The 26,726-nt window shown below is 68.5% G+C and carries 20 protein-coding genes; 6 read left to right on the forward strand and 14 right to left on the reverse strand.

Going from position 1 to position 26,726, the window contains the following annotated elements; genetic code table 11:
* Positions 1-53: 53 nt before the first annotated feature.
* The 3 genes from J7E87_RS04760 to J7E87_RS04770 form a co-directional block, all read right to left on the reverse strand.
* On the reverse strand, positions 54-2,000 hold the full coding sequence (locus J7E87_RS04760; RefSeq protein WP_215090200.1) for an ABC transporter permease: 1,947 nt from the start codon (positions 1,998-2,000) through the stop codon (positions 54-56).
* A gap of 91 nt (positions 2,001-2,091) precedes the next feature.
* Positions 2,092-2,901 (reverse strand): molybdate ABC transporter substrate-binding protein, encoded by an 810-nt coding sequence (modA, locus tag J7E87_RS04765; protein ID WP_215090201.1) that lies wholly within the window; start codon positions 2,899-2,901, stop codon positions 2,092-2,094.
* Positions 2,902-3,000: 99 nt separating this feature from the next.
* Complete coding sequence (locus J7E87_RS04770) at positions 3,001-3,396, reverse strand: molybdopterin-binding protein (protein WP_215090202.1); 396 nt, start codon at positions 3,394-3,396, stop codon at positions 3,001-3,003.
* A 518-nt stretch (positions 3,397-3,914) separates the two neighbouring features.
* Here J7E87_RS04770 and J7E87_RS04775 point away from each other — a divergent pair.
* Both J7E87_RS04775 and J7E87_RS04780 read left to right on the forward strand, forming a co-directional pair.
* The gene (locus J7E87_RS04775) at positions 3,915-5,909 is read left to right on the forward strand and encodes an amino acid transporter (RefSeq protein WP_215090203.1); all 1,995 of its coding nucleotides are present in this window, start codon (positions 3,915-3,917) and stop codon (positions 5,907-5,909) included.
* A 165-nt stretch (positions 5,910-6,074) separates the two neighbouring features.
* Positions 6,075-8,480 carry a lamin tail domain-containing protein gene (locus J7E87_RS04780; protein ID WP_215090204.1) on the forward strand — a complete coding sequence of 802 codons (2,406 nt, stop codon included), beginning with the start codon at positions 6,075-6,077 and terminating at the stop codon, positions 8,478-8,480.
* Between the two features lie 180 nt (positions 8,481-8,660).
* On the opposite strand, the gene J7E87_RS04785 is transcribed toward J7E87_RS04780, so the two are convergent.
* On the reverse strand, positions 8,661-9,005 hold the full coding sequence (locus tag J7E87_RS04785) for a hypothetical protein (RefSeq protein ID WP_215090464.1): 345 nt from the start codon (positions 9,003-9,005) through the stop codon (positions 8,661-8,663).
* A gap of 364 nt (positions 9,006-9,369) precedes the next feature.
* Here J7E87_RS04785 and J7E87_RS04790 point away from each other — a divergent pair, with 364 nt between their 5' ends.
* On the forward strand, positions 9,370-10,491 hold the full coding sequence (locus tag J7E87_RS04790; RefSeq protein ID WP_215090466.1) for a M20 family metallopeptidase: 1,122 nt from the start codon (positions 9,370-9,372) through the stop codon (positions 10,489-10,491).
* Positions 10,492-10,679: 188 nt separating this feature from the next.
* Here the strand turns inward: J7E87_RS04790 and nhaA are convergent, their stop codons facing one another.
* The gene (gene nhaA, locus J7E87_RS04795) at positions 10,680-12,509 is read right to left on the reverse strand and encodes a Na+/H+ antiporter NhaA (protein ID WP_215090205.1); all 1,830 of its coding nucleotides are present in this window, start codon (positions 12,507-12,509) and stop codon (positions 10,680-10,682) included.
* A gap of 266 nt (positions 12,510-12,775) precedes the next feature.
* On the opposite strand from nhaA, the gene J7E87_RS04800 reads away from it, so the two are divergent.
* Positions 12,776-13,618, forward strand: coding sequence for a hypothetical protein (locus J7E87_RS04800; RefSeq protein WP_215090206.1), 843 nt, complete (start codon positions 12,776-12,778; stop codon positions 13,616-13,618).
* A gap of 67 nt (positions 13,619-13,685) precedes the next feature.
* Here J7E87_RS04800 and J7E87_RS04805 read toward each other — a convergent pair whose 3' ends face one another.
* On the reverse strand, positions 13,686-14,348 hold the full coding sequence (locus J7E87_RS04805; protein WP_215090207.1) for a hypothetical protein: 663 nt from the start codon (positions 14,346-14,348) through the stop codon (positions 13,686-13,688).
* Positions 14,349-14,803: 455 nt separating this feature from the next.
* Here J7E87_RS04805 and J7E87_RS04810 point away from each other — a divergent pair, with 455 nt between their 5' ends.
* The gene (locus J7E87_RS04810) at positions 14,804-15,469 is read left to right on the forward strand and encodes a response regulator transcription factor (protein WP_215090208.1); all 666 of its coding nucleotides are present in this window, start codon (positions 14,804-14,806) and stop codon (positions 15,467-15,469) included.
* Positions 15,466-16,569, forward strand: a complete 1,104-nt coding sequence (locus J7E87_RS04815; RefSeq protein ID WP_215090210.1) for a sensor histidine kinase — start codon at positions 15,466-15,468, stop codon at positions 16,567-16,569. The genes J7E87_RS04810 and J7E87_RS04815 overlap by 4 nt, the downstream gene beginning before the upstream one ends.
* Before the next feature lie 88 nt (positions 16,570-16,657).
* On the opposite strand, the gene J7E87_RS04820 is transcribed toward J7E87_RS04815, so the two are convergent.
* The 8 genes from J7E87_RS04820 to J7E87_RS04855 form a co-directional block, all read right to left on the reverse strand.
* Positions 16,658-17,863: an MFS transporter gene (locus tag J7E87_RS04820; RefSeq protein ID WP_308312859.1), complete on the reverse strand. Its 1,206-nt coding sequence runs from the start codon at positions 17,861-17,863 to the stop codon at positions 16,658-16,660.
* A 125-nt stretch (positions 17,864-17,988) separates the two neighbouring features.
* A complete protein-coding gene (locus J7E87_RS36075) occupies positions 17,989-18,120 on the reverse strand; it encodes a hypothetical protein (RefSeq protein ID WP_308312855.1) in 132 nt (43 codons plus the stop codon).
* A gap of 1,545 nt (positions 18,121-19,665) precedes the next feature.
* On the reverse strand, positions 19,666-20,307 hold the full coding sequence (locus J7E87_RS04830; protein WP_215090214.1) for a TetR/AcrR family transcriptional regulator: 642 nt from the start codon (positions 20,305-20,307) through the stop codon (positions 19,666-19,668).
* Between the two features lie 106 nt (positions 20,308-20,413).
* Positions 20,414-22,471, reverse strand: coding sequence for a discoidin domain-containing protein (locus tag J7E87_RS04835; RefSeq protein ID WP_215090216.1), 2,058 nt, complete (start codon positions 22,469-22,471; stop codon positions 20,414-20,416).
* 256 nt (positions 22,472-22,727) lie between these two features.
* Positions 22,728-23,066, reverse strand: coding sequence for an ATP-binding protein (locus J7E87_RS04840; protein WP_215090218.1), 339 nt, complete (start codon positions 23,064-23,066; stop codon positions 22,728-22,730).
* Positions 23,067-23,410: 344 nt separating this feature from the next.
* Positions 23,411-24,424, reverse strand: coding sequence for a 2,3-diaminopropionate biosynthesis protein SbnA (gene sbnA / locus J7E87_RS04845; protein ID WP_215090219.1), 1,014 nt, complete (start codon positions 24,422-24,424; stop codon positions 23,411-23,413).
* Between the two features lie 179 nt (positions 24,425-24,603).
* Entirely contained in the window at positions 24,604-25,674 is a 1,071-nt protein-coding gene (sbnB, locus tag J7E87_RS04850) for a 2,3-diaminopropionate biosynthesis protein SbnB (protein ID WP_215090221.1), read from the reverse strand.
* 33 nt (positions 25,675-25,707) lie between these two features.
* Positions 25,708-26,712: a TauD/TfdA family dioxygenase gene (locus tag J7E87_RS04855; RefSeq protein ID WP_215090223.1), complete on the reverse strand. Its 1,005-nt coding sequence runs from the start codon at positions 26,710-26,712 to the stop codon at positions 25,708-25,710.
* Between the last annotated feature and the right edge of the window lie 14 nt (positions 26,713-26,726).

A 26,726-nucleotide genomic window follows, 5' to 3' on the forward strand; every position in this document is an offset into this window, starting at 1 on the left:
CTTCGAAGGCTCGCTGTTCATCGTCCGCCCGGTTCGCGTGCGGCGGGATCGGCTCAGAGGGCCACTACAGTTGCTTCGGTCGCTTTGACGCTGGTCCAGACGGGAGTTCCGTCGGCGAGGCCGAGCTCGGCGGCGGCCTGCGGGGTGATCTCGGCGACGAGGTCCGGAGCCTGCTCGGACGTGATCAGGACACGTAGCCGGCTCCCGCTGGTGGTGATCTCCCGTACGGTGCCGGGCCATACGTTGCGGGGACTGCCGCTGGGCTTGTCACGGTGCACGGCGACGGCTTCCGGAGCGATGATCGCGAGGGCGCCAATGCCGATTGGGAGCGGGTCCGCGACGATGAGCGTGCCGCCGCTGGTGAGTTGGATGCCTTCGGCGGTGGCGGTGCCGGGCCAGGCGTTGCGGCCGAGCATGCGGGCGACCCAGGGGGAGCGGGGGTGGCGGGTGACCTCGGTGGGCGGGGCGTCCTGCAGGGCACGTCCGTCGTCGAGGACGAGGACCCGGTCGGCGAGTGCGACGGCTTCGACGGGGTCGTGAGTGACGATCAGGCATACACCGCCGAAGCCGTCGAGGTGGCGGCGGAGGGTGTGCCGGACCTGGGCACGGGTGGTCTGGTCGAGGGCGGCGAGCGGTTCGTCGAGGAGGAGGAGCCGGGGGCGGGCGGCCAGCGCCCGGGCGAGCGCAACACGCTGGGCCTGACCTCCGGAGACCTGAGCCGGTTTGCGATGGGCGAGGTGGCCGACGCCGAGCCGGTCCAGCCAATCCTGGGCGCTGCGACGGGCCTCGGCGCGCGGGACGCCGTGCGCGCGAAGCCCGTACGCGGTGTTGGCCAGTGCGCTCATGTGCGGGAAGAGGGCACCGTCCTGCGGGACCCAGGCCACGCCCCTGCGGTGCGGGGGGAGGGCGGTGACATCGTGGTCGCCGAGCCGGAGTTCGGCGTGGGCGCGTGGGGTCAGACCGAGGAGTGCGCGCAGCAGCGTGGTCTTGCCGGCGCCGTTGGGGCCGACGACGGCGATGGTGGTGCCGGGTTCGGCGTCCAGGGTGAGCCGGTTGAAGCCGGTGACGTCGGCGTGCAGGGGCCAGAGCTCCTGCGGAGTCTCGCGCTGTGTGTCGGCGGGCTCGGGAACGGGGGCCGGGGTCACACCCGGTTCGGCCTCGTCCACCGGGGGCCCGGGTTGGTGAGAGCGGGCGGCGGGCGTACCGGTCCAGCGGCCGCGCAGCGCGATAAGCACCAGCATCGCGATGGCGAGCAGCAGCAGAGAGACCGATGTTGCTGCCTCCGGCTCGTCCTGGAGCAGCAGGTACACCTGCAGCGGCAGCGTCTGGGTGGTGCCGGGGAGGTTGCCGGCGAAGGTGATGGTGGCGCCGAACTCGCCCAGCGCCCGGGCCCAGGTGAGGGCGGCGCCCGCGATGAGGCCCGGGGCGACCATGGGCATCGTGACCGTGAAGAACACCCGCACCGGAGAGGCCCCGAGGGACGCGGCCGTCTCCTCGTAACTCGGACGCAGCCCGCCCAGTGCCCCTTCGAGGCTGATGACGAGGAACGGCATCGCCACGAACGTCGCCGCGACAACCGCGCCGGAGGTGTGGAAGGGCAGGGTGATGCCGAACGTGTTCTCCAGCCAGGGTCCGAGCAGCCCACGGCGGCCGAAGGCGAGAAGCAGGGCGACACCGCCGACGGTGGGCGGGAGCACCATCGGCAGCAGGACGAGGGACCGGACGAGCGACTTCCCGGGGAACGGCACACGTGCCAGCAGCCACGCCAGCGGCACGCCGAGGACCACAGACAGGCCGAGTGCCCAGAACGAGACGAGCAGCGACAGCCGCAGCGCCTCGGTGGTACCCGGAGTGGTGAGATGGTCCGCGAGTCGGCCCCACTCGGTGCGGACAAGGATCCCGATGAGCGGCAGCATGAGGAACGCGACGGCGAGCAGCGCGGGGATCGCCAGGGTGATCGGCGTGCGGGGGCCCGGTGCGCGACTGCGGATTCGTTTCATCGGAGATCCCTGGGGACTTGGGGTTTTGGATGAGTGAAGGGGGCTGTCCATTCCCCCGGAACGGACAGCCCCCTCACGGCAGTCGCCGGAACTACGGCTTCTGGAAGCCCGCGTCCTGGAGGATCTTCTGTGCCTCGGGCGTGGACAGCCACGCGACGAACGCGGCGGCGGCCTCGGCGTTCTTGGAGTGCTTCAGCGCGGCGGCCGGGTATTCGGCGATGGCGTTCTGCGCGTCGGGGATCTCGATCGCGTCGACCTTGTCGAGGGCCGTTTCGGCGTCCGTCTTGTAGACGAGACCCGCGTCGGCCTCGCCGAGCTCGACCTTGCTCAGCACGGCCCGGACGTTCGGCTCCTGCGAGACGGGCTTAACCGTGATCTTCTGGGCGTCGAGGATCTTCTTGCTGTACTTGCCGGCCGGCACCTCGGGGGCGGCGAGGACGACCTTCAGCTTCGTGTCCGCGAGGTCCTTGAGTTCATCGACCTTGTGCGGGTTGCCCTCGACCGTCGCGATGACGAGGCGGTTCTTCGCGATGACGGTCGGGGTGCTCGTGTCCGCCTTCACGCCGTCCATGCTCTTGGTGTCGGCGGTGACCAGGGCGTCGGCCGGGGCGCCCTGCTTGACCTGGGCGACCAGTTCCGGGGAGCCCGCGAAGGAGAACGTGATCTTCGTGCCCGGGTTCTTCTTCTCGTACGCCGCGCCGGCGGTCTTGAACACGTCGGTCAGCGAAGCGGCTGCCAGCACCGTCAAGTTGGCCTTGGGAGAACCGGTGGCGGACTCGGTGGCCTTCGCGCTGCCGGTGTCGTTCTTGGAGTCGTCGTTGCCGCACGCCGTGAGCGGAACGAGGAGTCCAGCAGCCAGTACAGCAGCGGCGGCGCGGCGTCTGGTGAAGGTGAGGGACATGAGGGTGCAACTCTCTGGCGACGTGGTCGGCTGGTGGCGTCCGAGCGGATGGTGATGAGCCGCGCCGGTGACGGGCGACGCCGCTTGGTTGCGCAGGGGTCAGGTGCGGTCGATGTGCACGCTGGTCGACTTCACGCGGGCGGTGGCCTGCATGCCGACCTCCAGGCCCAGTTCCTCCACGGCCTCCCGGGTCAGGAGTGAGACGAGCCGGTGCGGACCTGCCTGGATCTCGACCTGCGCGGCGACGTCGCCGAGCTTTACGGCGGTGACGATGCCGGGAAAGGCGTTGCGGGCCGAGGTGTAGGAGACGTCGTCCTCGCTGTTGCCGCTCTGGGCGACCTCGATGGAGAAGGCGGCCAGATCACGGCCGTCGATGAGACGGCGGCCGCTGTCGTCGCGATGGGTCGCGACCCGGCCGGCATCCGCCCAGCGGCGCGCGGTGTCGGGACTGACGCCGAGCAGACGTGCCGCCTGTCCGATGGTGTAGGACTGCATGTGCGACACCGTATGGCGTTTCTCCTCTCATTTGCAATTGATTAGTCGATTCTCCATGGCAGGTGCTATGTCGATTGGAGGAACGAGCAATTGCGCCGCGCAGGGCATCCTGTTTTGTGATCGGGGGCAATCAGGTCTCCTCCGGTTTGTCAGCCGGACGCCGAGACGCCCTGGTGCTTGCGATGCGTGGCTGAACGGCTGCGACGGCCTTGCCGCTTCACGCTTGGGGACGTATTCGTGTCGCCACACGTAGGAACGCGCAGGTGTGCACATGAGACCGAAGCTGCCGGCGATGAGGGTGGAGGAGGGCGGGCGGGCATCCGGCGAGAGTGGCGACGGGATGGGGGTGGGGAGCGGGGGGCGGGGCACAAGCCACGGGCGCGCACCGCCGGCCGCGGGTCGACCCCGGATGGGTCGGCACCACCCGGAGGCCGGATACTCGGTGGTCGTCGCGGTGCCGTGAGTGCGGTGACTGCCGAACTCGGTGCGCCGGGAAGTAGGAGAGGTTGTTGGGGGACATGACGGACGCGAACGAACTGGCCGTGCCGGAACTGGCCGTGCCGGAAGTGGTGGACAGCCCCGCTCGGCGAGCACAGCCGACCGGCAGCATGGCGCGCTGGCTGCTGCGCCACCGGGTGCAGCCGGTCGGGCCGGCGGCCGGTGGGCAGCACACCGAGCAGCACGCCTGGTGGAAGGTGATGTGCCTGACCGGGGTGGACTACTTCTCCAGCCTGGCCTACGTGCCGGCCATCGCCGCGCTCGCGGCCGGGGCGGTGTCGCCCCTGGCGACCTTGCTGATCGTGGCATTGACCCTCGTGGGCATGCTGCCGATGTATCGGCGGGTGACCCGGGAGAGCCCCGACGGAGCCGGGTCGGTGGCGATGCTGGAGGATCTGCTGCCGTTCTGGCGGGGCAAGTTGTTCGTGTTGGTCCTGCTCGGTTTCGTGGCCACGTCGTGGATCATCACGATCACCCTGTCCGCGGCGGACGCCTCCGTGCACATGGTGGAGAACCCCTACCTGCCCCATGCCTTGCACGGTCACGAGGTCGCCATCACCGTGGCCTTGCTGCTGATGCTCGGAGGGGTGTTCCTCCTCGGGTTCAGCGAAGCGGTCAGGGTGGCCATTCCGCTGGTCGCGGTCTTCCTGGCGCTCAACGCGGTGACCATCGCTGTCGGCTTGGTGGATGTCTTCACCACTCCGGGGGCCTGGTCGGCGTGGACGCACGCGCTCGTCGAGGGCGGAGGCATCGGTGATCTGGCGGGCCCGGCGCTGCTGGCGTTCCCGCTGCTGGTGCTGGGCTTGTCCGGATTCGAGACCGGGGTGAGCATGATGCCCCTCGTGTCCGCCGAGGGCGCCGACCCCGCGCAACGGCTGCGGGCGCGGATCCGCAACACCCGCAGGCTGCTGACCACCGCCGCGGTCATCATGAGCGTCTACCTGCTGGCTGCGAGCTTCGTCACCACCGTGCTCATTCCTCAGAAGGAGTTCGAGCCCGGCGGCGCGGCCAATGGCCGCGCCCTGGCCTGGCTGGCCCATGAAAGCGTCGGGGAGGCGTACGGCACCGTCTATGACATCAGCACCATCCTGATCCTGTGGTTCGCGGGCGCGTCGGCGATGGCGGGGCTGATCAATATCGTGCCCCGCTACCTGCCCGATTACGGCATGGCTCCGGAGTGGGGACGCGCGGTACGCCCCGTCGTGCTTGTCTACACCGCTCTCTGCGTCTTCATCACCATCGCGTTCGACGCCGACGTCAACGCCCAGGCCGGCGCCTACGCCACCGGCATCCTGGCCATGATGGTCTCCGGCGCCTTCGCCGTCACGGTCTCGGCCGTACGCCGCCGCCAGCGAGCGGCGGCCACAGGCTTCGCGCTGCTCACCGCGGTGCTGATGTACGCCCTGGTGGCCAACATCGTCGACAAACCCGACGGCATCACCATCTCCGGCCTGTTCATCGCCGGCATCATCGCCGTGTCGCTGATCTCCCGGGTGTCGCGCACCACCGAACTGCGCGCCGACCGCATCGTTTTCGACCGGGCCGCCCGCCAGTTCATCACCGACACCCTCGCCTACGACGACGCAATCAACATCATCGCCAACCGCCGTCAGGCCGGCGACGGCATCGAATACAGCGCCAAGGAACGCGAGCAGCGCGGCACCAATCCCGTGCCCGGACCCGCCGACATCCTTTTCCTGGAAATTGACGTGGTCGACCCGTCCGACTTCAGCGAAACCCTCACCGTACGCGGCGTCGAGGTCGACGGATTCCGCATCCTGCGCGCCGAGGCCCCGGCCGCCCCGAACGCCATCGCCGCGATCCTGCTCGCCCTGCGCAACACCACCGGTGTTCTGCCGCACTGCTACTTCGCCTGGGCCGAGGGCAGCCCTCTGCGGCACATGTTCCGCTACTTCCTCCTCGGCCGGGGCGACACCGCTCCGGTCACCCGCGAGATCATCCGCAAACACGAACCCCAACCCGACCGTCGCCCCGGCATCCACGTCGGAGGCTGAGGCGGCTGGACCGCGTACGGGCACAACCGCCCGGCCACAAGCAGAAGTTCATTCATGAGTCGCCCGGCCGTCGACCTCGGCCCATAGTCAACGCCGCAATTCGCAAGGTATCCATGACGGGCTCAACCCACCCCCCACGACGCATCGTTGGTCAGGAGCCCGATCATGGATCATCATCGCCGCCGGTCGCGTCGTCGCTCAGCCGTCCGCGCCGTGGCCCTCTCCCTTCTCCCCACCGCCCTGGTGGGCGCGGTCTCCGGGGCATTCGCGCCCCCCGCGTTCTCCGTCTCGCCGGATGTGGTGATCAGCGAGGTGTACGGGGGTGGTGGAAACAGCGGCGCCCCCTACCGCAACGACTACATCGAGCTGTACAACCGGGGCCCGAGCGCGGTCAGCCTCTCCGGCTGGTCCACGCAGTACGCCTCTGCTTCCGGCACCACCTACGCCGTCACCGCGCTGACCGGCACGATGCAGCCCGGGGCCAGATACCTGGTGCAGCTCGGCTCCGGCGGCAGTCTGGGCGCCGTGCTGCCCGCCCCGGACGCGACCGGCAGCACCAATATGTCGGCCACTTCGGGCAAGGCCGCCCTGGTCACCTCTACCACCGCCCTGACATGCGGCGGCAACTGCGACACCGCTCCGGGTGTGAAGGACTTCCTCGGCTACGGCAGCGCGAACGACTACGAGACATCCCCCGCACCGACGCTGTCCAACACCACCTCGGCCACCCGAACGAACCCGGCCACCGACACCGACAGCAACGCGAACGACTTCGCCAAGGTCGCCCCCACTCCGCAGAATTCGCAAGGCGGTGGGGGCGGCGACTGCTCGGGCTACACCACTCGGATACGTGATATCCAAGGCAGTGCCCACATATCTCCGCGGAACGGCCAGTCGGTCTCCGGCGTACGCGGCGTGGTCACCGCGGTGAAGAGCAACGGCTTCTGGTTCCAGGACCCCTGCCCGGACAGCGATGTCGCCAGCTCCGAGGGCCTGTTCGTGTTCACCTCCAGCGCACCTTCGGCCGGCGTCGGCCAGGAAGTCTCGGTCGGCGGCAGCGTCACCGAGTTCCGGTCCGGCGGAGCGTCCACCACCAACCTGACCACGACCGAGATCACCTCCCCGTCGGTCTCCGTCCTGGGCACCAAGCCGGTGCCGGCGGCCGGCGTGATCGGCACCGGCGGCCGGGTGCCACCCGGAACAGTGATCGACAACGATGCCGCCGGCAGTGTCGAGACCTCCGGCACCTTCGACGCCACCACCGATGGCATCGACTTCTACGAGTCGCTCGAGGGCATGCGGGTCCAGCTCAACAACCCCGTGGCCGTGGACGCGGGAAACTCCTTCAACGAGATTCCGGTGCTCGCCGACGACGGTGCGAACGCCGCGGTACGCACCGCACGTGGCGGCATCCTGCTGCGCCAGACCGATGCCAACCCGGAGCGGGTGCACCTCGATGACGCCGCCCTGGCCGGATCCGTGCCCACCGGTGTGAACGTCGGGGATCACTTCTCCGGCCCGGCAGTAGGCGTACTCGACTACTCCTTCGGCAACTTCAAGCTCCTGCTCACCGGCGCGATCAACCGCGTGAACAGCGGGCTCGTCCCTGAGGCCGTGGGCGGGCCGGGCGCGGGCCAGATCTCGGTGGCCACCTTCAACGTGGAGAACCTGGACCCGAGCGACCCGCAGACCAAGTTCGACGGGCTGGCCGAGCAGGTCGTGACCAATCTGTCCGCGCCGGGAATTCTCGCCGTCGAGGAGATCCAGGACAACGACGGCGCGACGAACAGCTCAGCGGTCGCCGCCGACCAGACCTGGAACCGGCTGATCAGCGCGATCAGCGCGGCCGGCGGACCCACCTACACCTACCGGCAGATCAATCCGGTGGACGACCAGGACGGCGGGGAGCCGGGCGGCAACATCCGGGTGGGCTTCCTGTTCCGCGCCGACATCGGACTCACCTTCGCCTCCGGTACGCCGGGCGGCTCCACCACCGCCGTGAGCGTGTCCGACAGCGGCAACCCGGCGGACCGGGTCAACCTCAGTTACAACCCCGGCCGTATCGACCCGGCCAACTCCGCCTTCAACTCCAGTCGAAAGCCGCTGGTCGGCAAGTTCTACTTCAACTCCAAGCCGATCTTCGTCATCGCCAACCACTGGAACTCCAAGGGCGGCGACGACCCGCTGTTCGGGCGCTACCAGCCGCTGACGCTGTCCAGTGAGGCACAGCGGAACCAACAGGCCACGGTGGTGCGGAGCTTCGTCGAATCGGTCCTCGCCGTCGATGCCCAGGCAAGGGTCGTGGTGGCCGGCGACCTGAACGACTTCCCGTACTCCCCGCCCGTGCAGACGCTGGTCGGCGCCGGTCTGACGGACCTGCCCGTCACACTGCCGGAGGCCGAGCGCTACACCTACGTGTATGAGGGCAACGCGCAGGTGCTCGACCACATCCTGCTGTCCTCCTCGCTGGCCGGTGCCTCGCACAGCTATGACATCGCGCATGTGAACGCCGAGTTCGCCGCCCAGCAGAGCGATCACGACCCGCAGGTCGCCCGGATCACTCTTCCCTGAACGCAGCGCGGGGAGGGCCGTGGAGCACGACCACGGTCCTCCCCTCGGCGATCGGGGACATTCGGACCATGACGAGCGACGAGCCGCCGGACGTAACCCCGGTGCGAGCAGGGGCGGGTGGCGCCGTGCGGCGCTCACCCGCCGAGGTGCGTTCAGCGCAACCGTCAGTCCTCACACTGGCTACTGCTTGCTGTGATAACGCTCGGCGAGCCTGGCCAGCGCGACTGCGCCGAGGAGCAGTCCGAAGTCGCGCAGCGCAATGTCGTAGTGGCCCGGGATGGTCAGCAGGTTGACGATGATGCCGGCGAGCCATCCGGCCACCAGCCAGCTTCCGAAGCGCGGGGCGAGGGCGACGGCGACGCCTGCCACGATCTCGATGACACCCACCGCGTACATGGAGGCCTGGGCGCTGCCCGGAACGAGGCCGTTGATCCAGGGCGCGAGGTAGCTCGGCCAGTCCACGAGCAGGTTGGTGAACTTGTCCAGGCCGAACAGAACCACCGCCCGCTTCGCGAACCAGGTCAGGCGATACGCCGGGACCAACGCGTTGTCGCGCTGCGGCAGAAACGGAAGCAGTGCGGCCGATCAGGCGGGCGGCGAGTGCGGGTTTCGTGGTGAGGCGCCGCCGCGTCGTCGTGCAGTTGCTCGACGACAAAGCCGCGGAAGTCGTCGCATACCGCGTCGGCGTTCCACTGCGGATGGGGCGGATGGGACGGATGCCCATCGGCACAACTCAGCCGAGAGCTCTTCGAGCTGACTCCGCCTGGGAGGCGCCGGGCGGGCGGGGAGGATCCGACTCGCGGACAGTCGCCGCCTCAAGGCCCTCGCCATCTTCACGGTTGCCGCCGATGAGCGACCACGGCGTACTGGGTACCCTTGCGACGTGACGATGCGCAAGACCGTCGATGTGAGTGTTGACGCGATGATTGAGGACCTCAGGACACTCGTCGAGATCGAGTCTCCATCGCGCGATGTCGACGCCTTGACGGCATCGGCCAAAGCTGTCGCCGCTGTCATCGAGAGCCGCCTTGGCGGGCACGCCGTCCTCGTTGAGAGCGAAGCCGGGCCGCACGTCCATTGGTCAGCCGGTGGCGATCCCAAAGTACTGATCCTCGGTCACCATGACACGGTGTTTCCGCTCGGCACCCTTGAACGCCGCCCGTTCATGGTCGAACACGGGCGTGCAACCGGCCCCGGGGTCTTCGACATGCTTGGCGGCTTGGTACAGGCCGTTCATGGCCTGGCGACGCTCGATGACCGCTCAGGCGTCGAGATTCTGATGACCGCCGACGAAGAGGTCGGCTCCCGCTCCTCTCGAGCTCTCATCGAAGAACGAGCCATTGTCTGCGGCGCTGTACTCGTGCTCGAGGGCGCCGCTGACGGCGGAGCCCTGAAGACCGGCCGCAAAGGCTGCGGCACGTTCCAGGTCTCTGTCGCGGGCCGGGCGTCGCACGCAGGCCTTGAGCCCGCAGCCGGGGTCAACGCCCTGATCGAAGCATCACACCAGGTACTGGACATAGCAGCGCTTGGTCGACCCGACATTGGCACGACCGTTACCCCGACCGTCGCGTCCGCAGGAACCCTGGACAACGTCGTTCCCGCAGAGGCGACCGTCATCGTCGACGTCCGGGTCGAGTCGGCCGGCGAGAAAGAACGAATCGAATCTGCCTTCGCAGCACTGGCTCCGCATCTCGATGAGGCGGAGATCGCGGTTCAGGGCGCTGTCAGCCGACCCCCGATGCCTGAGTCGGCATCGGCCGAGCTCTTCGCGGTGGCAAAGCAGCTGCTTCCTGACCTCGAAGGCAAGAGAGTCGGCGGCGGCAGCGACGGCAACTTCACGGCCGCACTGGGGGTGCCGACACTCGATGGCCTTGGAGCAGTCGGGGGCGGTGCCCACGCCGACCACGAGTACCTGGTGATCGAAGCCATGGCCGAGCGGGCGAACCTTGTTGCTGGACTGGTGAACGCGATTCAGAACACATCGGCGAACGAGGGCATGCACGACGTGTGAGCGATCGCGCGAGGTCGCGATCTGCGATCACCGGGATTCGCGTTCGGTGATCGGGCGCGCTGCCGGCGGTGCGGTCAGCGGCCCGACAAGCCACCGCGTCTTGGCGGGGCGGCGCCCACTCCCGTGCTGGTTCGGTGCCGACTGAGCGCCCACGTCAACGGGCCAACGGGCGCCGGGTACCACCATGCTCAGGACACCAGGGCCGCGCGGTCCCGGGCGGCGCGTACCGCGGCGGAAAGGCTGGCGATGTCGTAGGCGCCGTAGTGGCGGCGTCCGTTGACGAAGAAGGTCGGGGTCCCCGATACGCCACTGAGGTCGGCGGACTCGACGTCCTCGGCGACGTGGGCCGCGCCGACGTGCGCCCGCAGGTCCCGGTGGAAGCGGTCGGTGTCCAGGCCGATGTCCTCGGCGTAGCGGAGCAGGTCGGCGGCATCCAGGGCCCCCTGGTGCTCGAGCAGGAGATCGTGCATCTCCCAGTAGCGGCCCTGTTCGCCCGCGGCCTCGGCCGCCTCTGCTGCGAGTTGGGCGTGTGGGTGGACGTCATTGAGGGGAAGGTGCCGCCACACGTAACGGACGTCGCCGAAGTCGGCGAGCAGCTCGCGGACGACGGGCTCAGCCTGTCCGCAGTACGGGCATTCGAAATCGCCGTACTCGACAACTGTCACCGGGGCGTCGACGGGACCGCGCACATGGTCGCGGTCGAGGTCGACGGGTACCGCCAGGTCGACGATGCTCTCGGCCTTGCCGAGCAGGCCGCGGATCCGAAGGTTCTGGGGAAGAATCCCGATCACCCAGGTGACGGCCCAGGTCACGGCGAAGGAAGCGACCACCGCACTCAGAATGCCAATCTTCGCGTCGGCGAGCTGGTCGCCGTCGAACGCGAGGGTCGCGATCAGCAGGGAAACCGTGAAACCAACGCCGGCGATGGTGCCTCCGGCCGCGATGGCACCCCAGCCGACCGGCGGGCGAAGCCGTCCGCGGCTCAGCCAAGTGGTGAGCAACGAGGCGCCGAGAATGCCGACGGGTTTGCCCAGCAGATAGCCGAACAGGATGCCCAGTGTGATCGGCGAGGTGAAGGCCCGTGCCAGCTCGCTGCCGCTGATCACGATGCCGGCGTTGGCCAGTGCGAACAGTGGCACGATCACATAGCTCGTCACGGGGTGATACATCCGCTGCAGTCTCTCGTTGGGGGAAAGCGCCGAGGCGAGTCCGAGCCGCACGGAGCGCTCGAGTTCTGGAGTCGGCTGCTCACGGAACAGCTGGAACAGGCTGCTCGCACGCTCCAGATCGCTGCGTGTCGCCGGGTACGCGTAGGTCAGCAGCCCCATGGCCAGACCGATGACGATTGGATCGACACTGGATTCCAGCAGCGCCACCCACGCCGCTACCGCGAGCACCGCGTACACCGCGCCGCGGCGCACACCAGCGGCTCGCACGAGCAAGATCACAACAAAGATCCCGCCGGCCGTCACCAGCGCCGCCACAGAGATGTCGCTGCTGTAGGCAACGGCGATGACTCCCAAGGCCACGAAATCGTCGACGACGGTGACTGTGAGGATGAAGGTACGCAGACCCCCGGGTAGGCGGTCCCCGAGCAGGGCGAGCATGCCCAGGGCGAACGCCGTGTCCGTGGACATCGCGACGCCCCAACCGTGTGCCGAGCTCTGTCCGGCGTTGAAGGCGAGATAGATCGCGACAGGGACGAGCATTCCGCTGATGCCGACGAGCAGCGGAAGCGCCACCCGTCTCCGTTCGCGCAGTTCACCCATGTCGAACTCGCGGCGCGCCTCAAGCCCGATCACCAGGAAGAACAGAGTCATGAGCCCGCTGTTCACCCAGTCGCGCAGTTCGAGCGACATGCCATAGGAGCCCAGACGGACCGACAGGTGCATCCGCCAGAACGACTCGTACGACCAGGGTCCGGCATTGGCCCAGATGACTGCTGCCAGCGCCGCAGCCAGCAGCACCGCGGCGCTGCCGGTCTCGGTGCGCAGAAAGTCACGCAGCGGGGTTCGCATGTCAGCGCCGCATGCAGTCTGTCCGGAAAGATTTGGAGTCGCCGGCTGCCCAGTCACCTCTCCATACTCTCGCCGCCGTGAGCAACAGGCCGGTGACGGCGCCGCCTCGCCCCGGGTCAAGTGCGTGCATCGGCGCGCTGACGGGAGGGAGGCGTGCTGACGCCCACGGGGCACGGCCGAGCCCGGGGTCTGTGACGTGGACCGGAGTGGTGGGACGATAGCTGCTCAGACCGTATCGGCGGTCGGTACACGTTCTGGGGGCACTTATGAACATCTGGCTCCCGTTCCGGCTCTTCGCCGCAACGGCCGTGACCGGCCTGATGCTCACCGCCTGTGGGGGTTCCGGCGGGCCCCCGACCGCGTCGGGATCGCCGTCCGCCGCACCAGGAACGTCCTCGCCGTCGCAGTTGCCCGCGACGCCCGTCCCCTCGGCCTCGGCGGCGGCGACCCCGCCGGGCACGCAAGCGCCGACGATGCCCACGCCCGGCGGCAGCGCGCCAGTGCTCGGCTCCGGGCGTTTCCAGCCGTTGTGGCCGTTCGCCACGCTCGCCGAAGCCCAGGCGTGGGAGCGTGACTATCGCTCAGGCGGACACGCGCCCTGGCACCTGGACCCGGACCAGACAGCGCTGTCCTTCACTCAGGGCTACCTGGGCTTCCGGGACATCGGCCGGATCTCCTCCCACACCGTCAGCGGTCCGCACGCCCGCATCGGCGTCGCCCTGAAGGGGCCCGAGGGCGGCACCGCGGCGATTGTCCACCTCGTGCGGTACGGCACCGGGCCGGATGCCCCGTGGGAGGTCGTGGGCACCGACGACACGACGTTCTCCCTGACGAAGCCGGGATACGGGTCGCTGGCGCGTTCCCCCATGGTGGCCGGCGGGCGGATCACCGGCGTGGACGAGGGCATCCGCTTGCAGGTGCGTCAGCCGTCGTCCGGGGCGTTGTTGGGCGCCTCGTGCTGCGGCTCGGCCGGTGGCAACAACCAGCCCTGGAAACAGTCGGTGTCCTTCTCCGGAGCCCGCGACCCGGTACTCACGCTCGTCGCATCCACCGGCGGGCACATCGCCGAGGTCGAACGCTTCACCGTCACGGCGGTGCGCACCCGCTGACCGGCTCACTTGATCACGAAGTGCTGGAGCAGGCACCGCGACAGGCGAGATGGCGCCACGGTATTGGTCAGCGAAGCTGTTCGTTGGGTGAGCGGAGACGCTGAGGGCCTATGAGGGAACGGCGAAGCGGTTTGTGCACCGGCCGATCAGCGTTGGTGACCGTCGTGCCGCTGGTCGGCGGTTGCAGGACGTCCCAGTCCACTGTGTTTGCCGGGGCCGGGGCCGGGGCCGGGGGTGTGGGCACCCGTACCTGGTCCGGGCTGTAAAAGGTCTGCTTCCAGCTCATTGAGTAGTACAGGTAGTTCCGCTCGGTGGTGTCGGTGCCGCGCTGGGCCTGAAAGGCGCGCCAGTACTTGTGGCCCTCGCCGGGGGCGTCGCCGTCCGGGTAGAACATGATGCCCATAACCCCGTACAGCCCGTCCCCACCCTCGGTCGTGTAGATGACGTCGGCGCCCTCCCGGTAGTCGATGACGCCGGCCCAGAACGGCGCGTGCAGGCCGAGCGCCCTGGGCAGTTCCAGGTGGCTTTCGATGAGCTCATGGCCTCCGATCTTCCCGTCGTGGGCGAAGGGCGCCTCGACTGCCAGGTACGGCACGGTAAGCATCTCGCCCTGGCTTTCGGCGCGGAGGAAGTCTGCGGCTTCCAGCAGGGTCAGCATTTCGGGGGACCGCGTCTGGAGAGACTGCGGGGTCTGCAACTCCTTGGGGGCGTACGCGTCGCAGCCAGTCATGGAGAAACACCTCCCAGTTCCGGTGAATCGCACTGTGTCCCCCTGCGCCTACCCTCTGCCGCGATCGACCGCGGAGGACACGCCACCTCCATCTCCCCGCCCAGCGGGCCGTCCACCGAGGGGTCGGGACCGACATGGGTCGCGTACACGCCGATGACCGTCAGGCCGAGGGCCGGATCGTGGCCGGTCAGCCGTCCTGTTGGCGGCGTACGGGAGGGGTGGCATGCCCTGGCCGAGGAGGCCTCAGGCGGCCCGGCAGGTGGTGATACGACATGCGTCATACGCTCAAGGATTGGGGAAGCTGCCAGATACAACCATCCGGCAGATGTCCAAAACGCCCCCGCTGACTGGCTGGCGCAGCCCCGCCGCCCGGCCGGATTCGGTGTCGGGCACCCGTAGGGCGTCCGTCGGCGTGGTACGAATCGGACAGTGGTCCGATGGCGAGTGGAGCACGCGTGATCCGGGTATTGGTGGTCGACGACGAGGCCCTGATCCGTATGGGCTTTCAGCACATCCTCGACACGGCGGACGACATCGAGGTCGTGGCGACGGTTCCGGGCGGCCAGGCGGTCCGGACGGCGCGGGAGGCGCGTCCCGACGTCGTGCTGCTGGACATCCGGATGCCGGACGTGGACGGGCTCACCGTCCTGGCCGGCCTCCGTCGGCTGCCGCACCCTCCGGTGGTGGCCATGCTCACGACGTTCGACATGGACGAGTACGTGGCAACGGCACTCCGCTCGGGCGCCGCCGGCTTCCTGCTCAAGGACACCGACCCCGAGGAACTGCCGTTCCTGGTGCGGACCCTGGCCGACGGCGGCACCGTACTGTCGTCCAAGGTCACCCGGACAGTCGTGGACGGCTACCTCGAGGCCGGCGCGCAGGAACCCGCCCTCCGCATCCTCGACCGGCTGACCGACCGCGAACGCGCCGTACTCGTCCTCATCGCCGAGGGACTGTCCAACTCTGACATCGCCAGCCGGATGCACCTGAGCACGGGCACGGTCAAGGACCATGTGAGCGCCATACTCACCAAGCTGGAGGTGGGCAATCGCGTCCAGGCCGCCCTGCTCGCCGAACGGGCCGGCGTTCTCAAGCCGCCGCGGAACCAGGAGGGGGAATGACCCCCCGTCGCCTGCCGCCCCCGCTGCTGGACGCCGCCCTCGTCGTAGTCGCGCTGCTCGACGTCTGGGTCAATCTCGACACTCACGAGCCGCTACGCCTGGTCTTCGCCCTGGCCGCTGCCTTCTCTCTGTTTCTGCGCCGTCGCCTGCCGCTGCTCACCTTCCTGCTCACTCTCCCCGCCGTGCTGCTCTCGGACGCGATATTCGCCGCGCTGGCGGCGCTGTTCACTCTCGCCTCGCTCACCCGCCGCCGCACGCTGCTGGCCGTCTGCGCCTTGGTGTTCACGATCAGTGACATGACCTCGTGGCCGTCACCGAACTTCGACCTGACGCACACCTCGACCTTGATCACTCTGGGCTACACCGCGGCGACGGCGGCCGCTCCCGTCTTCCTCGGCCAGCTCGTCCAGGCCCGGCGTGATCTGTCGCTGCGGCTCGCCCAGATCTCCGAGGCGCGTGACCACGAGCGGCTGCTGACCGCCCAGACCGTGCTGGCCGTAGAGCGCGCACAGCTCGCCCGGGAGATGCATGACGTGGTTTCTCACCAGGTCAGCCTGATCGCGGTGCGGGCCGGAGCGCTGCAGGTCGACGCCCGGGACGCCGAAGTGAAGGAAGCCGCGGCCACGATCCGGCGGCTGAGCGTACAGACGCTGGACGAACTACGGCACATGGTCAGCGTCCTGCGCGCCTCTGGGGGCCGCCCCACGGAGCTGACCCCGCAGCCGTCCCTGGCCGACCTGCACCGGCTGGTCGAGAGCAGCGGCATCGAGGCCGAGCTGCAGACGGACCTGACCGACGGGCTTCCGCCGACCGTACAGCGTGCCATCTACCGCACTGTCCAGGAGGGGCTGACCAACGTACGCAAGCACGCGCCCGGAGCCACGGCGACGGTTCGCATCCGCCAGGAGGGCGGAGCCGTCCGTGTCACGGTTACCAATACCGCACCGAACCGGCCCGCTCTCCCTCTGCCCAGTGCGCATTACGGCCTGATCGGCCTGCGTCAGCGCGCCGCGCTCCTGGGTGGCACGGTCACATCCGGCCCGATGGCCGACGGCGGCTACGAACTTCGACTGGAGCTGCCGGCCATGGGCACGCCGTGACCTGGTGGCACGAGCCTGAGCAATGACGCAATGCCCGGGACCGGAGGTATTGGAAGGGCCTAGAGGCAAGGCCCCCACCGGCGACCGGTTACGCCCCCGTCGGCGGCCTGCGCGCGGCGTACGTTCCCGCGCCCGCCGCCAGCAGCATCACGCAGCCGGTGAAAATCAGCCCGGCTTGGCGCAGCCCGAGCCATGTGGCCAAGGCGCCGACACCGACCACCGGCACCGAGATCCCGGCGTAGGCGACGACGAAGAACGCCGAAATGGTGCCGCCACGACGCTGTGCCGGGGCAGCGCCGCTGACCAGGGTGAGTGCCGCGCGAAAGGCCAGTCCCTGGCCGATGCCGCCGCACAGGGCTCCCAGGACGAGCAGTGGCATGGATTCGGCGATCAGTGATGACGCCACGAACAGCAGGCCGACGACGAGGATGCCGCACCCCACGGGGAGCGCGAGGCACGCGCCGATCCGTTGTGTCAGCGACTGCCCGACCGTCGAAGCGAGGAAGACGGAGAACACGACCGCGCCCGAAACAGCAAGGTTGCGCACACCCAGCGCCTGCGAAGCAAAGGTCGGCGCGACCGCCGTGAAAAGCCCGAGAAGCGCAAAGCCGGCGAACGCGGCCAGCGACGCGGGGGTGAACACCCCCTTCACCTCCGGGGGCACCGTGACTCCCTGCGGCGTCAGAGGCGGCCATCGCTTCGGCTCCGCCACGGTCTCCGGCAGGAACCAGGTGATTACACCTGCCACAGCCACCAGCCCCAGATGGACCCAGAAGGGCAGCATCAGCGGCCACGGCGCGTACTGCGCGAGCAGCCCGGAAAGCAGTGGCCCGCAGCCCAGACCACCCATGTTCGCCGCAGTGGCGGCGAACCCGGCCCGCGCCTTCTGCCCAGGACCGGCCAGCTCGATGACGGCCGCTGTCGCCGCGCCGCTCAGCAGGCCGGCCGCGAAGCCGGACAGCAGCCGCCCCGCGAAGAGCAGGGGCAGACCGCTCTGCAGGAGAAAGCATCCCGCACTGGCGGCGGACAAGGCCATGGCGCACAGGAGCACAGGTCTGCGGCCGACCTCGTCGGAGTAGTTGCCCGCCACCAGCAGCACGGTGATGACCGCGACGGCATACACGGCGAAGACGACGGTCTCCATCAGCTCGGAGAACCCGATCTGTTCCTGGTAGAGCCCGTACAACGGTGTGGGCAGGGTGGTTCCGGCCATCCCGATGGCGAACACAACGGCCGCGGCCAGATAGCCCGGCCGCCGGCCACTGGCTGTGTTCACTGCGCGCTTGTGAACGATCACGCAGGTCACCCTACGAGCGCCCTCTCACCGAAGCAGCGCCCGGCACGAGGTGGCGCGCTGCCCCGCACGAACGTGAGCGGGCGCGGGCCTCACCCGGCGCGGAACATCCTGGGAACGAGTCGTCAGTCCCAGAGTTTGTACGTCACTTCCCGCTGCGTCTGCGCCGGCCTGCTGTCGGTGTAGATGAGTCGCAGCCGGGTGAAATGCCGCAGCTCAGGATGCTTCTGCCAGGTCTCTGGGCGATCGAGCCGCACGGTGACACGGTAGGAGTGGAACTTGCCTGCGGCGCAGTAGGGCTGACAGTCATTCACTACGTCGAGCCCCCTGCCCACAGCGGACGTCGGTCCCCAACTGGACCATCGGAGTGCGGTGAGGCGATTGTTGCCGTCCCCGCAGGCGAGCAAGAAGTCGCCGGGGCGTGTTTGTGACTTCGAGAAACAGTCGACGGCCACGACGTGAGCGGGCGAGGGTGCCTCCACGGAAGCGGATGCCGGTACTGCTGTTGCCGCTGCGAGCGCTGTGGCAGCGCAGAGCACGACCGCTGTTTTGAACTTGTATCTCTGCATGTCGGCTCCCCAGCTGCCTCTTTTCGAGCCCACGTGGCCCTGCGTGTACACCCGACGCGCGACGCGCTCTGCGGTCTTCGCGTCAGGAACAGTCGTCGGTGGTGGTGGCGCTCTTCTTCCAGGGACTGGACTGTTCCTGAACCGACGCTACGGCCGAGCCCCGGGATGCACCACCCGAATGGGTGATAACCATGCAAATCAGGAAATGTCAACTTGCTCTGGGCGGATCACACCGCGTCTGCCGCACCCAATGCCGGAGGGCAACGGATCACGTCAGCCGGATCGCAGCCGGCCGCCGCTACTCCAGGCCGGAAGCACTGAAGACCAGATCTGTGTCTGTGTGCCCCCGACCCCGAAGACTGGCGCAGACCGGAACCCGGGAGCGGCAGTGGGCGCTGTGGAACCCCGGTGTCGCGCCCGCAGGGCATGCGAATCACGACTGCGCGGGAGGCGCGAAGGGATTCCCGGCAGGCGCCCCACCATCCGCCTCTGCCCACGCCGGCGGGACAGGAGTCCAGTCCGGTCCCCGGTGATCCAGCCACCACTGGCCGATTGTGTGGAACTTTTCCTCGAACCTCCGATCCCGGCTGAGGAACCCGGTTATGGGTGCCGGCAGTTCGGTTCGGCGGCCGTTCGCCTCGTTGAGGACGATCGTCCTGCTCCCCATGAACGACTCGATCCGGATGGCCTGGACGTCGGACCACGGGATGACCCTGCGGCGCAATCTGTGCACGACGGCCGCCGAGGTCGTGAGGGTGATACCCAAGCGCGACGAGCAGACCAGGCCCACAAAAGGCGCGGCAACCCACAGGAGCAGGCCTGCGAAGAAGACCGGGTCGGACGGCCCCCCTTCCGCCCAGAGCAAGATCTGGACGGCCGTGAAGATGACTGCGCCGGGCAAAACGGGCAGCACTCGTTGGAGAAGTGTCAACCGGTAACGGATGTGCTCCCGCGACAAGTCGGCCTGCGATTGGTTCGCCATTCCATACCCCCACGGCACGATGCAGCCGTGGCTGCGCTTGATCGCCGATGCAGCTTGCCTGGCCGGAACCCTGCTGTCCAGATCCCCGACAGGAGCTCGGCGGACCGCGACAACCTCCGCTGGTCGTTCGGCTCTCCGGGCACGCCCCGCGCGGACCCGGCGGGCCCGCTGCCACCTGTCCATGACTCCGGTTACAACCTGGTCGGCCGCCCGTCGTCGCCGTCCCAGGGGTGCGCGACGTGTGGCCCGAGTCAGATGGAGCGCGGTGGTGACACGGTCCCGGCGGCGGCCGGTCGGAATTCGTCGCGGACGAGGTTGACGACCTGGTCGGCGATCGTGTCGAGGATGTCCGCCGCGGCGGTCTCGTCGCCGAGGACGAGGAAGTTCAGGGTCAGTCCGTCGGTCATGGCGGCCAGGTACCGGGCCAGCACGGACACGGGTATGCGGAGTTCGAACTTCATGCTGTGACAGAGCTGTTCGATGAGTTCGGTGTAGGTGTCGGAGTACAGCTCGTACTGCCGTCGTGCCAAATGCTCGAATCCCGGCTGGCGCAGGGCGTACTGCGTGAGTTCGTAAGTGAGCATGTGCTCCCCGGGGTTGGCGGACACATGGTCCCAGTAGGCCTGGAATCCCGCCCGGATGGTCTCCCGAAGGGTGGTCCTCGGCCGGATCGCCTCCTTCACCACCGTGACGTAGTGATCGGTGATCGCCGCGATGACGGACTCGAGCAGCTCCTGCTTGGAGTCGAAGCAGTAGTGGAAGACGCTCAGTGAGACGCCCGCCTCGGCGGCGATGGACCGCGTCGTCGTCCTGGAGACACCGTCTCGGGTCATCGCGCGGATCGCTGCCTCGATCAGCTGTCGGCGCCGCTCGGCCGACGGCATTCGTGCCATGTCGTTTCCTTCGGTCTTGTGCCGTGCCAAGGAAGGCGGCCGGGGCCGGCCGGATCAGGAGAGTTGATCCGGCCGGCCCCGGCCCTTGGCCACTCCAGCGGTGGCGTCAGCTGCTGTAGACGCCGACTTCGTGGAGGGAATAGCCCCAGCCGGTGCCGCGCTGCGTCCCGTGGACGCGTACGTAGCGGGCTGATGTTCCGGTGAACTGCGCCGTGTCCAGGCCGCCGTCGCCGGCGGTCGTGGACCACACGGACTGCCAGTTCGTGCCGTCGGTGGAGACCTCGATGCGGTATGCCTTCCCGTAGGCGCGCTCCCAGTTGAGGGTGACGCGCTTGATCAGGCTCGGGGCCCCGAGGTCGATCCGGAGCCACTGGTCGTCGCTCCAGTCGCTCGCCCAGCGAGTGTCCGCGTTGCCGTCCACGGCCCTGTCGGGTGCGTAGCTCGTGAACAGACTCCACTCCGACGAACTGGCCGAGGTGGACGAGCCTGCGGCAAGGTTCACCCCGGCCTTGTGGCTCTCGGAAGCCTTCCAGGTGTCGAGGTAGGACTCGGCGCCGCGGAAGAGGTCGTCCACAACGCCCTTGCCGCCGACGATCCGTATGTCCTCCAGCCAGTCAGGGACCAGGCCGTAGTGCGCGGCGCCGTCGGTGTTGATGTCCCAAGTGCGCTCGCCGGTGGTCTGCTTGTCGATGACTGCGCTGCCGTCGGCGCTGCGGAAGGGGTAGCGCACCGGGTTCGGGGTGTCCGCGCCGCGGGGGCCCGGCCAGCCGCCCACGCCGTTCATGTCGGTGCCGTAGCCGTAGCCGACGTTGTACTTCTCGCGCAGCGCGTCCGTGCGCTTCGCCTCCTCGCTGAACCCCTCGGCGCCGTGCATGTACTGGGCGATGAAGCCGCCCAGACGGTAGACCCGCTCGGTCCAGTTGAGGTCCATCCAGCTGTGCGAGGAGATCACACCGGGGTACGACTCGGACTCGAAGATGTCGAACGCCCGGCCCGCGGCCTTGACGCCCATATGGTCGATCTCCAGCATCATCTTGCGTTTCATCATGCCGCGCACGGCGTACTCGCCGAGTTCGGTGAGCCCGCGGGTGTTGCACTGCGCGTCGTTGGCGTACGACGGGACCTCAACGCCCGGCGGGAGTCTCTTCTCCGCCTGGGGCGCCGACGCGAGGCCGATGGGGTTGTCGTGCTGCGGGCCTGTGCACTTCTCGGTCTTCCAGAAGGTGCCGGTCGACAGGAACTGGCCGACGTTGATCGCCGTGCCGAGGGTGCCCGAGTCGAATCGGACCCCGCACAGTGCGTTGTCGAACTTGTGGCACAGGAACATGCTGCGTACGCCCAGCTTGTGCAGCTCGTCGAGGCCGCGGTCGATGTCGGCCTTGCTGCACTGGGCGATGTCGAGGATCTGCTTGCAGCCGAACGGCTCGGAGGTCTCGACCCCCAGAACGACGGCCAGCTTGCCCTGCTGGATGACCTCGCGGGCCTGCGCGGAGTCGGTGACGATCCTGAACCAGCCCTTGCCGGGGCCGCCGTACATCTTGTCGATGAAGGCCTGCATGTCGTACGTCTTCTGCGCCTGCAGGCGGATGGAGGTCATCTCGTCGCAGCTGCGGTCCTTGAAGAAGTAGACCGAGCAGATCACGCCGTTGGTGACGAGGTCGTTGACCAGCACCCGCTGACCGCCGCGCCAGGCCCGTTCGACCCAGGCGTAGTAGTTCTGCTGGTGGGTCAACGAGTCATGGGCCGGCCAGTCCTTGAACGTCGGCCATCCGTTGGGGTCGTGCCTGCCGTCGCCACCTTTGGTGATGAAGTCGAAGATCGCGAGCGAGCCGTCGGGGTAGTGCTCGGGGCAGTCCTTGAGCGCGTCGGCGATACCCAGTTCGGAGAACGTCTTGCCGCAGATGAGCCGGCCGCCGAAGGCTTCGTTGGACATCAGGTGGTTGTGTGCGTCGACGAAGCCCCGTACCTGTCCCTGGGAGTCGGTCCCCTTGAAGGGCTCGCCCGTGACATTGATCTGGGAGTCGGGCGCGGGCCGCGCGGGCGGGGTCCACCAGTCGGACTCAGCCGATGAGCTGGGCGCTGGGCCCAGGACCATGGCCACCACGGTGAGGAGCAACGACAGAACCGCGATGGGCCTGCGTTTGCGGTGCGAGTGTCGAGTCATGGGCATCACTCAGCCTTCGGTGAGCGGATGGTGGGGGGTGAGGAGCCGATGCCGCCCGCGGCCACGTCCGTCCCGGCGATGGGTTGTCATGCCCGCGCAAGCAATGCGATGAGAATCGCGACTATCACACTCGGAGTCAATAGTCCGGGACGGCTGACCTGATGACTCGACGGATCCGCCGAACTCGTCGGGTGGGACGCGTCAGAGCCCAAGAAATGCGACCGGCTCCCTGCGGGTTGCCATCGTGAGGCAGCGGTCAGCTGCCGGCGGCAGGGAGGCGTACGGAGGCGGGCGCCGGGGCGTTGTCCTCGATGTAGGTGCCGCCGCGGTGGGCGGTGACGATGTCGTAGACGATGGCGAGGCCGAGTCCGCTGCCGCCAGTGTCTCCGGCGCGGGAGTCGTCCGGGCGGGTGAAGCGGTCAAGGACGCGGCGCCGGTCGGCCTGAGGGATCCCATGTCCGTCGTCGGCGGCGACCGGTTCCGCGATGCCGTCGACGGTCGAGAGGCGGACTTCGATCCGGCTGGTCGCGTGGCGGGCGGCGTTGTCGAGGAGATTGCGTACGGTCCGCGAGAGGGCGTCGGTGCCGCCGTCCACCCGCGCTGCGCCGACCGCACGTTCGTCGATGACGAGGGAGGTTGCCCGGCGCGCGCGGCTGCTCCCCGGGAGGCACGCACCCGGTGCGGGGATCAGTCCCGGGGGCTCTCGCCCTGGGCCACCTCGATGCTCGTACGGAGGTCACTGGCAGCCTCGGCCGGTTGTGACCGCGGTCGCCGGGTCCGCGGCGCCGGCAGGTTGTGACCGCGGTCGCCGGTCCGCAGTCTCGGCCGTTGCGACTGTGGTCGCCGGTCCGTAGCGCCGGCCAGTTGCGACTGGGGTCGCTCGCCGGTCCGCAGCCTCGGCCGGTTGCGACTGCGGTTGCCGGTCCGCGGCGCCGGCCGCTAGCCCGACCGGGTCGGTGGCGAGGAGGAGCCCGCCCAGGAACCGGCGGCCACCTCGTCGGAGTCGAGCACGTCGTCGCCGTAGAGATCCTGCAGCCAGTTGGCCTGGTAAATGGTGTCGAGGTAGCGATCGCCCAGGTCCGGGGCGATGGCTACCGCGGTGAGTTCACGCCCCTCATGCTGGGCCAACCAGTCCATCGCGCCGCTGACCACGGTGCCGGTGGAGCCGCCGAACAGGAATCCGCGCCTGGCCAGCCGGTGGCAGGTACGGATGGTGTCCGCCTCCTCGACGCGTATCACCTCATCCACATACGACTCGTCGAGCAGCGGTGGACGGATGCTCATGCCGAGGCCGGGAATCATCCGGCGGCCGGGCGCACCGCCGAAGGCCACCGAACCGACGCTGTCGATTGCGACAATCCGCACCGGCCGGTGCCAGTCCCGGAAGTAGCGCGCGCAGCCCATCAGGGTCCCGGTGGTGCCGGCTCCGACGAACAGCACGTCCAGTCCCGGAAACAGGCGGGCGATCTCCGGTGCCGTCTTGCGGTAGTGCGCCTTCCAGTTGCCCGGATTGGTGTACTGACTGAGCCATACGTATCGGTCGTCGGACGCGCACAGCGCACGGACGTAGTCGATCCGCGCGCCGAGGAAGCCGCCGTTGGCCTCCTGTCCGGAGATGATGTGCACCTGGCTGCCCAACGCCTCCATCATCAGCCTGGTCGACAGGTTGCAGCGGGAGTCCGTCACGCACAGGAATCGGTAGCCCTTGCTCGCCGCAATCATGCTCAGCGCCACGCCGAGGTTTCCGGACGAGGACTCGACCAGGATCGATTCCGGCGTCAGGTCCCCATCCCGCTCAGCGGTCTCCACCATCTCGGTCGCGGCCTTCAGTTTGATCGAGCCGGCGAAGTTGAAGCCCTCACATTTGAGGAAGAGGGACTGCCCGAAGATAGGCCGGAGGTCGACATAGAGCTCCGCTTCGTTGAAAGAGTATGGAACGGATATGACGGGCACGGTGGCCTCCTCATCTGCAGCAGAGCACTTTCGGAACGTCCATCCGACCGTGGGCCGGCTTCTCGCTTTTTGGGGCGGGAGCCTCGGTCCAGCCAGGGCCGGACGGTCAGCCCTGCGTCAGCGTCCGCGGTGTAGTGCGCCCAGATCTGCGGCGACTTGACCGGTGATCTCTTCTTGGATTAGTCCTGCATAAGCCTCCTGGGCTCTTGGCCGGCGCTCCCGTACCGGCTCAGTTCGTGGAAGAAGTCGTCGATGACGTGCAACTCTCCGGAGCGGGCCACCTCGTCGTAGACCCACTTGCCTACCGCGAGGTCCAGCACGCCGAGGCCGAAGGGCGAGAACACCAGCGGGCGGTCCGCCGGCACCGTCACCCGCCCGGCCATCGCGTCGTCCAACGTGCCGTCCAGGAAGTCCCGGTTGCCCGTGAGCTGCTCGGCCAGATGCGTCGAGGTGTTGGCCTTGAGGCAGTGCTCGACGTCATCGACGATGTTGGTCGAAGCGAGCACGACCTCCGGCGCGAGGTCGCGCAGCGACACGTGCAGCACCAACGGATTGTGTGCGAACCACGACACGTCGCTCACATGCGGCTGACCGGCGACGGTGGCGAAGACCACCAGGTCGCTGAGGCGGATCAACTCCTCGGAGCTGTCGTGCACGGTGATCCGGCCGGGAGTGCCCGACTGCTCCAGGTAACAGCGGAAGCCGGCCGCGCTGTCGGCGGAGACGTCGTGCACGCCGATCTCGTCGAAGGACCAGCCGGTGCCGGTCAGGAACGTGTGGATGTAGCGGGCGATCAGGCCCGTCCCGAAGAACCCGACGCGCTTCGGCCGCGACCGGCCGCGGCTGAGGCATTCGGCCGCCGACGCCGCCAACGCGGCCGTCCTGGTGGCGCTGATGATCGAGCTCTCCAGACAGGCGAACGGGTAGCCGGTGTCATGGTCGTTGAGGATCAGCACTGCTGAGGCTCTTGGGATGCCGGCCGTCACGTTCTCCGGAAAGCTGGAGATCCACTTCAGGCCGTCCACCCGCACCTCCCCGCCGATCGAGGCGGGCAACGCGATGATCCGGGAGGACGGGCGGTCGGGGAAGCGCAGGAAGTAGGACGGCGGGTTCACCGAATGGCCGGCGCTGTGCAGCCGGTAGGTGGCCTCGACCAACTCCACGATCTCCTTCTCGCGTCCATGCAGGACGCGTTGAACCTGGGCACCGGAGACCACCGCGAACGGTGGCACAGTGATCGGCTCGGACATTGCGGACTCCGTAGCGGTGGAAGGGACGGTGGGTCAGCCTGCGGTCACTTCGACGGTCGGCGAGCAGTCGGCCAGGCGCACCGGGTCGCCCATCGCGACGAGCACTTCGCGCGGGCCCTCGAAGGGCTCCCTGCTGTGCGCGGTACGGACGTTGTCGACGAGCAGCAGGTCGCCGGCCTGCCAAGGCTCGCGTGCGGTGTGGTCCACGTAGAGCTTGTTGAGCAGTTGCACGACGTCCTCGCCGATCGGGTCGCCTTCGCCGAAGCGGGTATTGAACGGCAGTCCGTCGGCGCCGTAGACGTCCACCAGGTACTCGCGCACCTCGGGGGCGATCGTCCACTCGTTGAGGAACGCGATCTGGTTGAACCAGCAGCGCCGGCCGGTGACCGGGTGTCGCACCACGGCGCTGCGGCGCTGCCTGGTGCGCAGTCCGCCGTCGGGCTGCCACTCGAACTCGATCGCGTTGGCACGGCAGTAGCTCTCGACGGCGCCCCGGTCCTCGGTCCCGAACGCCTCGGCCAGGGACGCCCCGATCTCGTCGTTGTAGCTACGGGTGAGCAGCCAGCCCTCCCGCTCGAACCGTTCGGCCAACTCGGTGGGCAGCGCGTCGAGCACGGTTGCCGAGTCGGCCACCGCGGTGGCCCCGCCCTCGGCGGGCGCGGTCAGGCACGCGAACAGCATCAGACCGGGGAACTCGAGCCGGTAGCTCAGTTCATGGTGCATGCACATCGGCTGGTTCGGCGGCCACTGCGATGAGGAGTACACGCCTTCGGAGTAGGTCTCACGGGGAGCGAAGGCCTCCATCTCGGTCATCGGGGCGTTGGCAAGCCGCTGAAGGACGGCACCTGTCCCGGCCGCGTCGCGCAGCCCCAGGCCACGGACCAGGACCGAACCGTGCTCGGCGACGACGGCGCGCAGCACGTCCCGCTGCTCGGCCACCCAACTCGCCGCGTCGCCGGTGGCCTCTACCCGCAGCATCGGGGGTTTGCCGGGCCCGGTCTCCACGTCGAGCAGTGATGTCGGAGGGGAGGACGACATCTCGTTTTCCTTTC

Source organism: Streptomyces sp. ISL-1, from assembly GCF_018614585.1.
Lineage (GTDB): Bacteria > Actinomycetota > Actinomycetes > Streptomycetales > Streptomycetaceae > Streptomyces > Streptomyces maoxianensis.

Bases quoted from the DNA above. Each gene is read 5' to 3' on its own strand.
- J7E87_RS04770 (WP_215090202.1), bottom strand. From the start codon at position 3,396: ATGCAGTCCTACACCATCGGACAGGCGGCACGTCTGCTCGGCGTCAGT.
- J7E87_RS04835 (WP_215090216.1), bottom strand. From the start codon at position 22,471: ATGACTCGACACTCGCACCGCAAACGCAGGCCCATCGCGGTTCTGTCG.
- J7E87_RS04760 (WP_215090200.1), bottom strand. From the start codon at position 2,000: ATGAAACGAATCCGCAGTCGCGCACCGGGCCCCCGCACGCCGATCACC.
- J7E87_RS04855 (WP_215090223.1), bottom strand. From the start codon at position 26,712: ATGTCGTCCTCCCCTCCGACATCACTGCTCGACGTGGAGACCGGGCCC.
- J7E87_RS04800 (WP_215090206.1), top strand. From the start codon at position 12,776: ATGAACATCTGGCTCCCGTTCCGGCTCTTCGCCGCAACGGCCGTGACC.
- sbnB (WP_215090221.1), bottom strand. From the start codon at position 25,674: ATGTCCGAGCCGATCACTGTGCCACCGTTCGCGGTGGTCTCCGGTGCC.
- J7E87_RS04805 (WP_215090207.1), bottom strand. From the start codon at position 14,348: ATGACTGGCTGCGACGCGTACGCCCCCAAGGAGTTGCAGACCCCGCAG.
- J7E87_RS04815 (WP_215090210.1), top strand. From the start codon at position 15,466: ATGACCCCCCGTCGCCTGCCGCCCCCGCTGCTGGACGCCGCCCTCGTC.
- modA (WP_215090201.1), bottom strand. From the start codon at position 2,901: ATGTCCCTCACCTTCACCAGACGCCGCGCCGCCGCTGCTGTACTGGCT.
- J7E87_RS04830 (WP_215090214.1), bottom strand. From the start codon at position 20,307: ATGGCACGAATGCCGTCGGCCGAGCGGCGCCGACAGCTGATCGAGGCA.
- J7E87_RS04780 (WP_215090204.1), top strand. From the start codon at position 6,075: ATGGATCATCATCGCCGCCGGTCGCGTCGTCGCTCAGCCGTCCGCGCC.
- nhaA (WP_215090205.1), bottom strand. From the start codon at position 12,509: ATGCGAACCCCGCTGCGTGACTTTCTGCGCACCGAGACCGGCAGCGCC.
- J7E87_RS04775 (WP_215090203.1), top strand. From the start codon at position 3,915: ATGACGGACGCGAACGAACTGGCCGTGCCGGAACTGGCCGTGCCGGAA.
- J7E87_RS04790 (WP_215090466.1), top strand. From the start codon at position 9,370: ATGCGCAAGACCGTCGATGTGAGTGTTGACGCGATGATTGAGGACCTC.